Raw genomic sequence first — 12,680 nt, forward strand, 5'->3', positions numbered from 1 at the left:
GTCGTACGCATCGCTTCAGTGGCCTCCGATCACTTGGGCGGCGGCGTCCAGCAGGTCGGTGAGCGGGCCGGTGGCCACGCCCAGGGCGGCGCAGGCGGCCAGGCCCAGCATCAGGGGCGCTACGGCGGACGGGTCCTCCTCGGCCGGAGTTCCCGGTCCGAGCAGCATCCGGGCCGTGCGGGCGGCGAGCGCGGCGAAGGCGACCAGCACGAACAGCAGGGCCGCCGCCATGGCCCAGCGCAGGCCCGCCCCGGCGGCGAAGCCGGCACGGGCGATGCCCAGTTCGGAGGCGAAGAGACTGAACGGCGGGAACGCCATCAGCGCCGCCAGCGCGAGCCCGAACGCTCCGGCCGTCCGGTGCACTTGGGCGATCAGCCCGCGCACGCGGCTGATCCGCGCCGTGCCGGTCACCTGCAGAATGCTTCCGGAGGCGCAGAACGCGACGGACTTGGCGAGCCCGTGACCGGCGATGTGCAGGAGCGCGGCGGACAGGGCGAGCGGGCTGCCGATCGCCGCGGCCAGGGAGATCAGGCTCATGTGCTCCATGGACGAGTAGGCGAGCATCCGCTTGTAGTCGCGCTGGGCGAGCAGGAGTCCGGCTGCCAGGGCGAGGGTGAGCAGGGCGATCCCGGCGAGCAGGACGCGGGTGAAGTCCGGGCCGAGGGCCGCGTCCGCGATGACCCGGTAGCGCAGGACCGCGGCGAACGCCACGGACAGCAGGACCCCGGACATGAGCGCGGAGACCGGCGCCGGGGCCTGGCTGTGGGCGTCGGGCAGCCAGGCGTGCAGCGGGACCAGGCCGGCTTTGGCGCCGAAGCCGAGGACGACGAGCGTGATGCCGAGCCGGGTCACCGCCGGGTCGAGGCGGTCGGCACGGGCGACGAGGGTGGGCCAGTCGAGCGCCCACGCCTCGGCGATGCCCGCCTGTCTGGCCGCGTAGTAGATCAGCACGGTGCCGAGGAACGCGAGCGCGATGCCCGCCGAGCAGATCACCACGTACTTCCAGGCGGCCTCCACGGAGGCGCGGGTGTGGCGGTGGCCGACGAGGAACGCGGTGACGATGGTGGTGGCCTCGACCGCGACCCACAGCACGCCGAGGTTCGCGGTGACGAGGGCCAGGCACATCGCGGCCAGGAACGCCTGCACGAGAACGTGGTAGCGCCACGCGGCCTCGTCACTCGTCCGTCCGGCGGCCCGCTCGCCTCTCAGATACCCGGGGGCACAGCCGCAGGCGATCAGTGCGACGGCTCCGACCACCAGCAGCATCCACGCGGTCAGCGCGTCCGCGCGCAGCAGACCGGAGTACGCCGTACTCGGTCCCTTTTCGACGACGTCCGCCGCGAGCACGCTGCCGCAGGCGAGGATCACGGCGGGCGAGACGAGCCCCGCCCAGTCCAGCGGGTGGCGCTTCGGGGCCTTGTCGGGCGGCGGTGCCTCCGCGACCAGTACGGTGCCCCGTGCGGGTGCTCGTTGCAGGGTGGCGGGGAGTGCCGGGGAGGTCGAGCGGATGCGCAGTCCGGCAAGTGCGTACGCGCCGGCCACGACCAGTGGCACGGTGGCGGGCGCGGTGAGGAGCAGCGCGGAAGCAGTAGGGCTCATCAGTCGTGCAGCTCCCGCAGGTCGTCGATGTCGGTGGTGCCGAACGCCGCCCGCATCCTGGTGGTGAGGATCTGCAGCACCAGCACCGCCAGGAGTACGTCGAAGGAGACACCGAGTTCGACGATCAGTGGCACCCCGGAGGTGGCCAGGAACGCCGTGGCGGTGATGCCGTTGTCCAGCAGCAGGAACCCGACCACCTGGGCCAGCGCCCGGCGGCGCGTGACCAGGACGAAGAAGCCGATCAGGACGACGGCGAGGCCGACCGGCAGGGCGCGGGTGGCGGGGGTCGGGTTCAGCTCGGTCAGCGGCCGGGCCACGGCGTAGGCGAGCAGGGTCAGCAGTGCAGCGGTCAACAGGGAGGCGGCGACGTTGACGAGGGGCTGTGTCTCGCGTGTCTCCGCTCCCCCGTCGCCGTGCCACTGCCGGTCCTGGGTGAGCGCGGCCAGGGCGCGCCGCATGAGATACGGCAGCAGGCCCGCTCTGAGGGCGCCGATGCCGAGTCCCACGGCGATCAGGTCCCAGCGTTCCTCGTGCGCGCCGAGCAGGACGGCGATCGCGGCGAGCGCGATGCCCTGCAGGGCGAAGACGCGGACGATCGAGGCCAGTTCACGTCGCCACAGCACGATGACGGCGGCCAGCAGGAAGGCGCCGCAGGCCAGATCGAGAAGCTGGGTGTAGAGGCCGCTGCTCATGACGCTCCGCTCAGGAAGTACGAGACGGTCACGGCGAGCAGGGCCAGCAGGAAGGAGCCGGCGAGCAGTTCGGGCACCCTGAACAACCGGACCTTGGCCCAGAACACCTCGGCCGCCGCGAGCACCGCGCCCAGCACACAGACCTTCACCACGAACAGCACCAGCGCCACGGCGAGGGCCGCCCAGGAGGCATGGGTGGCGATGCCCCAGGGCACGAACAGGGCGGAGAGCAGGCCGAGCAGCAGGGTGAGCCGCATCTGGGCGCCGAGTTCGACCAGTGCCAGGTCCGGACCGGCGTACTCCAGCACCATCGCCTCGTGGATCATGGTCAGTTCGAGGTGCGTGGAGGGGTTGTCCACCGGGATCCGCCCGGTCTCGGCGAGCACGGCGACCGCGAGGGCGGCCGTGGCCAGCAGCCCGGCCGGGGAGGCGAGGCGGGCCGGCTCATGGACCGCGCCGGTGACGATGGCGGGGATGTTGGTCGTCCCGGCCGGTATCGACAGGGCGAACACCGACAGCAGGAGGGTCGGCTCGACCAGCGCGGCGACCGTCATTTCCCGCGAGGCGCCCATCCCGCCGAAGGCGGTGCCGGTGTCGAGACCGGCCAGGGCGAGGGCCATGGTGCCCAGCGCGATCAGTGCCACCACCAGGATGAGGTCCGCGTGGGAGCTGACCGGGGTGTCGGTGGACAGCAGCGGTACGAGGGCGGTGGCCACGACGGTGGTGGCGACCAGCAGCGCCGGGGCCGTACGGAAGGCGGGCCCGCTCCCCACGGGAGTGATCGGCTCCTTGCGCAGCAGTTTGCGGGTGTCCCGCCAGGGCTGGAGCACCCCCGCACCGGCCCGGCCCTCCAGGCGGGCCCGAACCTGCCGCATCCACCCGGTCACCAGGGGCGCCCCGGCGCCGACCACGATGATCTGACCGGCCACGGCTGCGTATCCGACAGCAGTCATCTGTTCGCTCTCACCAGCCCACCACCAACGCCACGAGCAGGACGACCAGGCCGACGAAGCCGTAGCCGAGATAGAGGTGGACACTGCCGCTCGCCAGCCTTCGGGCGGCCCGTCCGGTGCCCGCCAGGGCGGACAACACCGGTTCGTACAGCCGGTGTTCGATCCGGTCGGGCACCCGGCGCTGGAAGCGCACCCGTTCCACCAGGTAGGCAGACTCGCGCACCGGCGTGACGTTCAGGTCCTGTTCGGGGGCGAGGACGTCGTCGAAGACCCGTTGCAGCGGTTCGGCGAACGAGGTCGCGGTGTATGCCATGCGCGCCGTCGGTGCCCCGCCGCCGCAGTCCCACAACCGGGCGTTCGCCCGGCGGCGACGGCGGCCGTGGAGCCGGGGCAGTGCCGCGGCCAGCATGAGTGCCGCGGCGAGGGCGGCCACGACCCATACCGGTGACAGGGACGCGGAGATGTCGGCGAGCCGCACCCGCACTCCGCCGCCCGACACCGCGCCGGTGCCCGGCAGCCCGACCGCGCTCACGGCCCGGTCGAGACCGTCGCCGAGCAGCCCCGGTACCAGCGCGAGCGTCACGCACGCGGCGGCGAGCAGTCCCATCCCGGCGATCATCAGGGGCGGCGCCTCCCGCGCGTTCTGCGCCGATGAGCTGCGCGGCCGGGCGAAGAAGCCCACTCCGAGCGCCTTGACGAACGCGACGGCGGCGACGCCGGCCGACAGTGCGATCAGCGCCACCGACAGGGGCAGTACGACCGCCACCGCGATGCCCGGGACCTGCAGTCCGTGGATCAGGGATTGCAGCAGCAGCCACTCACTGATGAACCCGTTGCCCGGCGGCAGCGCCACCGCTCCGAGTGCGGCCAGCGCGAACAGTCCGGCGGTGGCCGGCATCCGCGCGCGCAGTCCGCCCAGCTGGTCGAGGTCCCGTCGGCCGGTGGCGCGCAGTACGGATCCGGCCGCGCAGAACAACAGGGCCTTGAACGCCGCGTGGTTGACCACGTGCAGCAGCGCCGCCGCCAGCGCCAGCGCGGCCAGCGGCTGATTGCCGTAGGCGGCGAACAGCCCGCAGGCCCCGACTCCGATCAGGACCAGGCCCATGTTCTCGCTCGTCGAGTAGGCCAGCAGCACCTTCAGATCGGAGGCGATCGCCGCCTGCAGGATGCCGTACACCGCGCTGGCCCCGCCGACCGCCATCACCGCCAGCCACCACCACGCCGGACCGCCGCCGAGCAGGTCGAGGCCGGTGCGGACGAGGCCGTAGACGCCGAGATTGACCATGGCCGCGCTCATGAGCGCCGAGACGGGGCTGGGTGCTTCGGGATGGGCCCGGGGCAGCCAGGCGTGCAGCGGCAACGCGCCCGCCTTCGACGTGAACGCCAGTCCCACCAGTACGAAGACCAGTCCCCGCATCGTCGGCGAGACGGCGTGTACGCCCGCTCGCAGTGCGGTGAAGGTCTCGCCGCCCGCCTCGGCGGCGAACAGCGCGAGCCCGGCGAGCAGCAGCACCAGGCCGAGGTGCGTCATCACCGCGTACCAGACGGCGGCCTGCCGCACCGAGGCCCGCTCGCGGTGTTCGGCGAGGACCAGCATCAGCGAGGTGAGCGCCATCAGCTCCCACAGCAGCAGGAACGTGGACACCGACGCGGCCACGGGCACCAGCACCAGGGTGAGCGCGAACAGCGGCAGCACCGCCTGCGCCGTCCGCGAGCCGAGTCCGTGCCGGCCGTGCCCGGCCGCGTAGCCGATGCCGTAGACCGCGACCGCGACCACGACGGCGCCCGCCACCGCCATGAACAGGCCCGCCAGCGCATCCACCGCCAGATACGACCCTGCCAGCGGCAGCAGCCCGGGAAAGTCGGCCGACCGGCGGCTTCCGCCCAGAGCGGCCACACCCGCCGTACTACCACCGATCCCCACGCCCGCGGTCAGCACTCCCACGACCGGCACGCGCAGCCGATACGGCAGCCCGAACCCGGCCAGCGCGCCCGCGCCGCCCAGTGCCGTTGCCGTCGCCAGGGCGGCCGGGATCACGCTCACCTTCCCGTCACTCTGCGCAGCGCCGCCACGATCTCGCCCGGCTCGGGCGGGCACCCGGGCACGGCAAGGTCGACCGGTACGACGTCGGCGACGGCGCCCTCGACGCCGTACCCGCCCGCGAACTCCCCGCAGTTGATCGCGCAGTCCCCCACCGCGATCGTCAGCCGCGGCTCGCCCGTCGCGGCCACCGTGCGCCGCAGCGGCTCGGCCATGTTCCGGGTCACGGGCCCGGTCACCAGCACCACGTCCGCGTGCCGGGGCGAGGCCACCAGCCGGGCGCCGTACCGCTCGGCGTCGTACACCGGGTTGAAGGCCGCGGTGATCTCGATCTCGCAGCCGTTGCAGGAGCCCGCGTCCACGCACCGCACCTGTACCGATCCGCCGAACTCCCTTGCCTGGTCGAGGACTTCACCCTCCGGGGGCGGCGGTGCGGGCTCGGCCACCCGACCGGTGGTGCGGATCTTGCGCAACAGGCCCATGAGCCCCTCCCTGACACGGTGCGGACTTGTCTGCGAGTTGACCAACGCGCCATCCCGCGAGTGAAGTTACGGTGCTTTGCCGTGGTTTTGCGTGCTTGGTCGAACTCGTACGGGTTCGGGAGGAGGCCGTGGCTACGGCGGTGGCTTTCCCTCGCCCCGCGCGGCCTGCAGATGGGCGAGGAGTTCGGCCTGGTCGGCCAGTACTCCGGACAGGATCGTGCGGGCCACCTGGAGCAGGTCGGCAACGTGCGGGCTGGCCAGCGAGTAGTACACGCTCAGGCCCTCCTTGCGGGTCCTGACCAGGTTCGCCCGCCGCAGCACGGCCAGTTGCTGCGAGAGATGGGCGGGCTCGATGCCCACTTCGGGAAGCATCTCCGACACCGCGTGCTCGCGCTCGCTCAGCAGCTCCAGGACACGGATGCGGGCCGGGTGGCCGAGGGTTTTGAAGAACTCGGCCTTGAGCTGATACAGCGGCGTGCTCACCGTGCCGTCACCTCCCCGGTGCATCGGCACGGCCCCGTCGGCCGTGCCTCGGCGCATACCGTCCACCCGTTCGTCAACAACATGCGGCCCATCCTCACGTGCGGCCCCGGCCAGGCCGAACCCGCACTGAGCAGGAGAGCCACTCGACCCAGAGGTGACGACCTCAGCAATTGCTAAGATTAGCAACTGCTGAGGTCGTATGAGGGAGGTTTACGTGAGGATCACCCCGCTGCGCGGCACCGGCGTCATCTGGCACAAGTGCCCCGCCTGCCGGCTCAAGTGCCGGCCCACCGCCCTGGCCCCGGGCGGCTCCTGCCCCCGCTGCGGCAACACCCGGCTGCTGAAGCTGTCCCTGGGCGGCCACCCCGATCAGTCGGCCTCCCGGCGCAACGGCGGCTGAACCGAGGACGATGCCTGCGCCGTCGCGCCCGTACGGGACGGCGACGGCGCTTTCGCCCAGGGTCGAGCCGAAGAGGTCACTCGCCTGCCTGTTGTCCGGCCGGCCATCCTGTGGTGCGCCACTCCTGGCGCCCCTCCGCCTGTTCCGCGCGCTCCGGGCCGTGAACGGCCAGCGCGGCGGCCAGATCGGGGTGGACCGGGATCGGCGGGCCGTCCCCGGTGGGGACGAGTGACCCATCGGCCGGAATCGCGGCCAGCTCCAGGCTGCGGCCCGCGTCCTTGAGGCGTCGGGCGGCCTCGGTGATCGCCAGCTGTCCCTCCGCCGACCAGCTGCGCAGCTCGGTCAGGTCGACGACGACCGGGCCGGTGCCGCGCGCCAGCGCCCAGCCGACCGCGCCGGTGAAGCGCCGGACCGCGTCGGGGCCCAGGTATCCGGCGACGGACAGGATGCCGAAGTTGTCCTCGACGGTGTAGCGCCAGTCGATCGTCATGGTGGTGAACTTCCTTGCGCGGGTGGGCAGTCGAAGTCTGCTGCCCGGGGTTCAGAGGGGGAGGGTGATCCAGATGCTCTTGCCGCCGCCGTCGGCATCCGCGCGGACCACCGCGGTGCCGCCGAGGCCGAGCGTGAGCTCCATGACGGTCGCCAGACCGCCGGTGCCGGTGCCCGTGCCCGTGCTGGTGACCGACCCGTACAACGGGGGCTGGTACGGGTGGCGGTCGTGGACGGCCAGGGCCAGGCAGTCCCGGCCCGCCGCGTAGATCACCGTCAACTGCGGGGAGACCAGGGCGGCGTGCCGCACGCTGTTGGTGACCAGCTCGGCGAGGATCAGCAGGGCCGGGTCCACGGTGGGGTGACGCAGCCCGATCCCCCACTCGACCAGTGCCTGCTCGGCCGTCTCGCGGGCCATGCGTACGGCGGACGGTTCGGCGGGCAGGGTGAGCACGTGCCGGTAGGGCAGGGCTTCCAGCTGTGTCGACATCACTCAGGCCTCCCCGCGGGCCAGACGGAAGCCCGTGACCGTCTTGGGGTGCAGGCGCAGCAGGGTGTCGTGCGGGCCGTGCGCCCAGCCGGTCAGGCTGCGCCGGTAGTGGGCGGCCTCATCGGGGTCCGTGACCACCTCGGCCGTTCCGGAGACGGTGACCGTCCAGCCGGTGCCGGACACGGCGCGGATGTCGTCCACCTGGTACGTCGCCGTCGTCGACACCGCCGAGGCGGGGGCCGGCGCACGGACGACCAGGCGGCCGTACTCCCATACGTGCCGAGCCGGCCGGATCACGGTCAGGTCCCGCTGCGCGTACACCAGCCGCCCCAGACTGCTGCCTTCCAGCAGCCACAGGGCCTCCGCACCGGAGACCTCGACCATACGAAGGTTGGCGGGAAGAGTGCTCATCGCAGGGCTTCCTCGCTCGGGGTTCGGGGGTTCGGTACGGGAAGGACGGGCAGGACGCCGGAGCACTCCAGATGGTCACGGGCGGCCCGGATCGCGTCGGGGGTGCAGGCGTACTCGCGGCCCTCGGCGCTCAGCGACTCCAGCGCGCCGACGGAGTCGAGGACCTGGCGCTGTCCGGCGCGTATGCCCGACACCAGGACGACGATGCCGCGGCGGTGCAGCTTCTCCACCGCGTCCTTGAGGACCAGGGCGCCGGTGGCGTCCATGGTGGAGATCCGGGACATGCGCAGGATGACGACGCGGACGTCGGCGACCTCGGTCAGCTCCAGCAGGAAGCGATGGGCGGCGGCGAAGAACAGCGGGCCGTCGATGCGGTACGCCACGATGTGCTCGGCCAGGAGCGCGTGCTCCTCGGCGCTGTGGTCGCCCCGGTCGAGCGGCACCTGATCGAAGCGCGCCTGTTTGGCCACCGCGCGCAGGGCGAGGGCGCCGGCCACGACGAGGCCGATGATGACGGCGTACACAAGGTCCAGGGCCAGCGTCGCCACGGCGGTCAGGACAAGGATGAGCGCGTCGGAGCGGGTCGCCCTCGCCATGGCCTTCAGCGAGCCGACCTCGACCATACGGATCGCGGTGGCCAGCAGGACACCGGCGAGCGCGGCCAGCGGGATCCGGGAGACGAGGGGCGCCGCCGCGAAGACGATCACGGCGAGAACGGCGGCGTGGGTGAGGGAGGCGAGGCGGGAGCCCGCGCCCGTACGGACGTTGACCGCGGTGCGCGCGATGGCGCCGGTCGCGGGCACGCCCCCGAACAGCGGGGCGGCGATGTTGGCCAGTCCTTGTCCGAACAGCTCCCGGTCGGGGTCGTGCTTCTGCCCCACCGTCATGCCGTCCGCGACCGAGGCGGACAGCAGGGACTCCAGGGCGGAGAGGGCCGCGACCGCCACGGCGGGAGCGAGCAGGTTCCCCACCGAGCCGAGGTCGAGGAAGGACAGGGACGGCACGGGCAGTCCCGCCGGTAGGTCGCCGATCGGTTTCGCCTCGTCCAGGTGGGCCAGCTGTGCCACGATCGCCGCCGCGATCACCGCGACGATCGAGAACGGCACGGTCGGCCGCCATCGGGCACCGATCAGCATGACCGCGGCCACCGCGACGGCGAAGCCGACCGCCGTCCAGTTCGGAGCCTTCGCGAACTCCTCCACCCCCCGCCAGGTCACCACCAGCACCCGGTCGCCCTCCGGCTTGGGCACGCCCAGCGCGTTCGGGATCTGCTGCAGGCCTATCACGCAGGCGATCCCGAGGGTGAAGCCCTCGACCACCGGGGCGGGCACGTACTGCATGTACTTCCCGGCCCGCAGCACCGCCAGACCGACGAGCAGCACGCCCGCCATCAGCCCGACGGTCAGCACTCCGGTCGGCCCGTACTGACCGACGATCGGCACCAGCACGACCGTCATGGCTCCGGTCGGGCCGGAGACCTGCAGGTTGGATCCGCCGAACACGGCGGCGAGCGCTCCCGCGACCACGGCGGTCGCCAGGCCCGCCTCGGCGCCGAGGCCGGAGGAGACGCCGAAGCCGAGCGCGAGGGGCAGCGCGACGATCGCGACGGTCAGACCGGCGAGCAGGTCGCGGCGCGGGTCGCGCCGGATCTCCGCGAGGTCGGAACGGTTCGGCAGCAACACCATGATCCGGGCCCAGGCCCGGCCGAATGCCGAGGTCACTGGGCAACGACCTCGGCTTCCCGCAGCTCGGCGAGCAGCTCGGTCCGCCCCGCCAGCATCTCGGTGAGGATCCGCCGCGCGGCCTTCATGAGATCGGCGACATCGCCGCCGGCCAGTTCGTAGACAACCGTCGAGCCCTCACGCGTCGAGGTGACGATCCCCGAGCGGCGCAGCACGGCCAGCTGCTGCGAGAGACCCGAAGCCTCCACCTCGATGGCGGCCAGCAGGTCCCGCACCGGCATCGGCCCGTCCTGGAGCAGTTCCAGCACTCGTATCCGCACGGGATGCCCCAGCATCCGGAAGAACTCGGCCTTGGCCTGGTACAGCGGAACGGACACGACTCCTCGGCTTCCCTACGAGACCCCACTGCGGGGGCAGACGCGAAAGGCTGCGCCCGCGGCTACCTGCGAACGCAGCAAACACAGCATCTAACCAATTGCGAACTTTTGCAATTCTGCATCCTGTGGCGCCCCGGACAAACCCTCCAGGGGCCCCCGCTCGGGAGGATCAGGCCTTCTTGACCACGCTCGACTTGAGCTGCATCGCTCCGAAACCGTCGACCTTGCAGTCGATGTCATGGCCGTCAACCCCGTCGACCAGCCGGATGTTGCGCACCTTGGTCCCGGCCTTGATCCCGGAGGGGCTGCCCTTGACCTTGAGCGCCTTCACGACCACCACGGTGTCGCCGTCCTGGAGCACATTGCCGACGGCGTCCTTGACGACGCGCTCTCCGGCGACGTCGCCGCCCTCGGCACCGGCCTCGGCGGGAACCCATTCGTGGCCGCACTCGGGGCACACCACCAAGGCGTTCATCTCGTAGGTGTACTCACACTTGCACTTCGGACAGGGGGGAAGATTCTCGATCATCCCTCCAGCGTATCCGGCTCCGCAGGCCGAGACGGACGCCGTCGTCCTCGGCGGCACGGCCGGCTCGGGGGGTGTCACCGCGGTTCCGCGTTCACAATGGTCACGAGGAGCGGCACGCGGCAGTGCCGGGAAGGAGTACGGGATGACCCGCTCTGTCGTGGTCGGGATCGACGGCTCCCGAGAAAGTCTCGTCGCGGCCGAGTGGGCGGCCAGGGAGGCGGCCCTTCGAGACCTCCCGCTACGTCTTGTGCACGCCGCGCCCGCCCCCGTCCGTGAGTCCGCCGATGGGCCGGTTGCCTTGACCTGGCAGCAGACAGGCGAGGAACTGCTCCATCGTGCGCAGGCCGACCTGGCCGGTCGGTATCCCAGCGTGGCGATGAGCGTCGTACAGATGGCCGATTCGGCCGCGCCCGCATTGCTCTCGGCTTCCGAGACGGCCGAACTGCTCGTCGTCGGGGCACGAGGGGATGGCGGGTTCGACGGTCTCGTCGTGGGCTCGACGGCGCTGGCGACGGCGGGCACCGCCTCCTGCGCCGTCGCGATCGTGCCCGGGAACCCGCCCGCGGCTGCCCACGATGCCGAGGTGTGCGTCGGCGCCGACGCGTGGCACGCGGCCGGGCCACCCCTGGACTTCGCGTTCAGTGCAGCTCAGCTCCGCGGCGCCCGGTTGCGTGCCCTGTACGCGTGGTCCCTCTCCGGCCCCGCTCCGTGGAGTGCGCACGGAGTGCCCGAAGAAGACCGGGCAGCGTGGGAGGACGAGGAGGTCCAACGTCTGTCCGATGTGCTCGAAGGCCGACAGGACAAGTATCCGGACGTCACGGTGCTGCCTGATGTCGTCCTCCTCCACCCGGCCTACGCCCTGGTACACGCCTCCCAGCGGGCCGATCTGCTCGTCCTCGGCCGACGCTCGGGCCCGCGGGCGGCGGAGCGGCGGCTGGGCCCGGTGGCCCACGCCGTCCTGCATCACTCTCGCTGCCCGGTGGTCGTCGTACCGCACGGGTGACGCCATGTGGCGGCGTCAGGTGCCGAAGAAGACGTCGAACTCCGTGTACAGCTCCTGCGGGACCCGCTTGGTCGCCTTCGTCGCGTCAGCGAGCGGGATACGTGTGATGTACGTGCCGTGCAGCGCCATCATCGTGCCGAAGTCGCCGTCCTTGACCGCGTCCACGGCGTGCAGACCGAAGCGTGTGGCGAGCCACCGGTCGTACGCGCTCGGCGTGCCACCACGCTGCACATGACCGAGAACCGTCGTGCGGGCCTCCTTCTCGGTCCGGTGCTCGACCTGCCGGGCCAGCCAGTCACCGATCCCGGACAGGCGCACATGCCCGAACTCATCGCGCGACTCGTCCTTGACCACCATCTGCCCGGCCTTGGGCACGGCCCCCTCCGCCACGACGACGATGGGGGCGTAGTTGATCTCGAAGCGTTTCTCCACCCAGGCACACACCTGATCGAGATCGAACTCCACTTCCGGGATGAGGATGGCGTTCGCGCCCCCGGCGACGCCGGCATGCAGAGCGATCCACCCGGAGTGGCGTCCCATCACTTCGACGACCAGCGTGCGCTTGTGGGACTCCGCGGTGGTGTGCAGGCGGTCGATGGCCTCCGTCGCGATGCTGACGGCAGTGTCGAAGCCGAAGGTGTAATCGGTGCCGCTGACGTCGTTGTCGATGGTCTTGGGCACACCGACCAGGTTGACCCCGGCATCGGACAGTGCGGTCGCGACGCTGAGCGTGTCCTCGCCGCCGATGACCACGAGAGCATCGATCTTGTGCCCGCCGAGCGTGTTCTTGATGCGGTCGATGCCGTCGTCGAGCCGCAGGGGGTTGGTGCGAGAGGAGCCGAGAATCGTGCCGCCCAGCGGAAGGATGCCGCGCACGGCCTGGACGTCCAAGGGCATGGTCACGTCCTTGACCGCGCCGCTCCACCCGTCGACAAGCCCGACGAACTTCCAGGCGTACTCCTGTACGCCTTTGCGTACGACACTGCGGATCACCGCATTGAGCCCGGGGCAGTCGCCGCCCCCGGTCAGCACTCCCACCCGCATGATTG

The 12,680-nt window shown here is 71.6% G+C and carries 15 protein-coding genes; 2 read left to right on the forward strand and 13 right to left on the reverse strand.

What is annotated here, in order from left to right:
- Window positions 1-15: 15 nt before the first annotated feature.
- From N8I87_RS01445 to N8I87_RS01470, 6 genes are all read right to left on the reverse strand, one after another.
- A complete protein-coding gene (locus N8I87_RS01445) occupies window positions 16-1,599 on the reverse strand; it encodes a proton-conducting transporter transmembrane domain-containing protein (RefSeq protein WP_263204854.1) in 1,584 nt (527 codons plus the stop codon).
- A complete protein-coding gene (locus N8I87_RS01450) occupies window positions 1,599-2,291 on the reverse strand; it encodes a hypothetical protein (protein WP_263204855.1) in 693 nt (230 codons plus the stop codon). The genes N8I87_RS01445 and N8I87_RS01450 overlap by 1 nt, the downstream gene beginning before the upstream one ends.
- Window positions 2,288-3,244: a respiratory chain complex I subunit 1 family protein gene (locus tag N8I87_RS01455; protein WP_263204856.1), complete on the reverse strand. Its 957-nt coding sequence runs from the start codon at window positions 3,242-3,244 to the stop codon at window positions 2,288-2,290. Before N8I87_RS01455 ends, N8I87_RS01450 begins: the two co-directional genes overlap by 4 nt.
- 10 nt (window positions 3,245-3,254) lie before the next feature.
- The gene (locus N8I87_RS01460; RefSeq protein WP_263204857.1) at window positions 3,255-5,288 is read right to left on the reverse strand and encodes a proton-conducting transporter transmembrane domain-containing protein; all 2,034 of its coding nucleotides are present in this window, start codon (window positions 5,286-5,288) and stop codon (window positions 3,255-3,257) included.
- A complete protein-coding gene (locus N8I87_RS01465) occupies window positions 5,285-5,767 on the reverse strand; it encodes an NADH-quinone oxidoreductase subunit B family protein (protein WP_263204858.1) in 483 nt (160 codons plus the stop codon). Before N8I87_RS01465 ends, N8I87_RS01460 begins: the two co-directional genes overlap by 4 nt.
- 132 nt (window positions 5,768-5,899) lie before the next feature.
- Window positions 5,900-6,250 (reverse strand): ArsR/SmtB family transcription factor, encoded by a 351-nt coding sequence (locus tag N8I87_RS01470; RefSeq protein WP_263204859.1) that lies wholly within the window; start codon window positions 6,248-6,250, stop codon window positions 5,900-5,902.
- Window positions 6,251-6,464: 214 nt separating this feature from the next.
- On the opposite strand from N8I87_RS01470, the gene N8I87_RS01475 reads away from it, so the two are divergent.
- Window positions 6,465-6,650, forward strand: a complete 186-nt coding sequence (locus N8I87_RS01475) for a hypothetical protein (RefSeq protein WP_263204860.1) — start codon at window positions 6,465-6,467, stop codon at window positions 6,648-6,650.
- A 76-nt stretch (window positions 6,651-6,726) separates the two neighbouring features.
- On the opposite strand, the gene N8I87_RS01480 is transcribed toward N8I87_RS01475, so the two are convergent.
- The 6 genes from N8I87_RS01480 to N8I87_RS01505 form a co-directional block, all read right to left on the reverse strand.
- Window positions 6,727-7,140, reverse strand: coding sequence for an STAS domain-containing protein (locus N8I87_RS01480; protein ID WP_263204861.1), 414 nt, complete (start codon window positions 7,138-7,140; stop codon window positions 6,727-6,729).
- A gap of 51 nt (window positions 7,141-7,191) precedes the next feature.
- Entirely contained in the window at window positions 7,192-7,629 is a 438-nt protein-coding gene (locus N8I87_RS01485; protein ID WP_263204862.1) for an ATP-binding protein, read from the reverse strand.
- A 3-nt stretch (window positions 7,630-7,632) separates the two neighbouring features.
- Window positions 7,633-8,040, reverse strand: coding sequence for a pyridoxamine 5'-phosphate oxidase family protein (locus N8I87_RS01490; protein WP_263204863.1), 408 nt, complete (start codon window positions 8,038-8,040; stop codon window positions 7,633-7,635).
- Window positions 8,037-9,761, reverse strand: a complete 1,725-nt coding sequence (locus tag N8I87_RS01495) for a SulP family inorganic anion transporter (protein WP_263204864.1) — start codon at window positions 9,759-9,761, stop codon at window positions 8,037-8,039. Before N8I87_RS01495 ends, N8I87_RS01490 begins: the two co-directional genes overlap by 4 nt.
- Window positions 9,758-10,099, reverse strand: a complete 342-nt coding sequence (locus N8I87_RS01500; protein ID WP_263204865.1) for an ArsR/SmtB family transcription factor — start codon at window positions 10,097-10,099, stop codon at window positions 9,758-9,760. Before N8I87_RS01500 ends, N8I87_RS01495 begins: the two co-directional genes overlap by 4 nt.
- A 169-nt stretch (window positions 10,100-10,268) precedes the next feature.
- On the reverse strand, window positions 10,269-10,628 hold the full coding sequence (locus tag N8I87_RS01505; RefSeq protein ID WP_317633435.1) for a zinc ribbon domain-containing protein YjdM: 360 nt from the start codon (window positions 10,626-10,628) through the stop codon (window positions 10,269-10,271).
- A gap of 142 nt (window positions 10,629-10,770) precedes the next feature.
- On the opposite strand from N8I87_RS01505, the gene N8I87_RS01510 reads away from it, so the two are divergent.
- Window positions 10,771-11,631, forward strand: coding sequence for a universal stress protein (locus tag N8I87_RS01510; RefSeq protein ID WP_263204866.1), 861 nt, complete (start codon window positions 10,771-10,773; stop codon window positions 11,629-11,631).
- A 15-nt stretch (window positions 11,632-11,646) separates the two neighbouring features.
- Here the strand turns inward: N8I87_RS01510 and N8I87_RS01515 are convergent, their stop codons facing one another.
- Entirely contained in the window at window positions 11,647-12,675 is a 1,029-nt protein-coding gene (locus N8I87_RS01515) for a 6-phosphofructokinase (RefSeq protein ID WP_263204867.1), read from the reverse strand.
- Window positions 12,676-12,680 lie beyond the last annotated feature (5 nt).

The organism is Streptomyces sp. HUAS 15-9 (genome assembly GCF_025642155.1).
GTDB lineage: Bacteria > Actinomycetota > Actinomycetes > Streptomycetales > Streptomycetaceae > Streptomyces.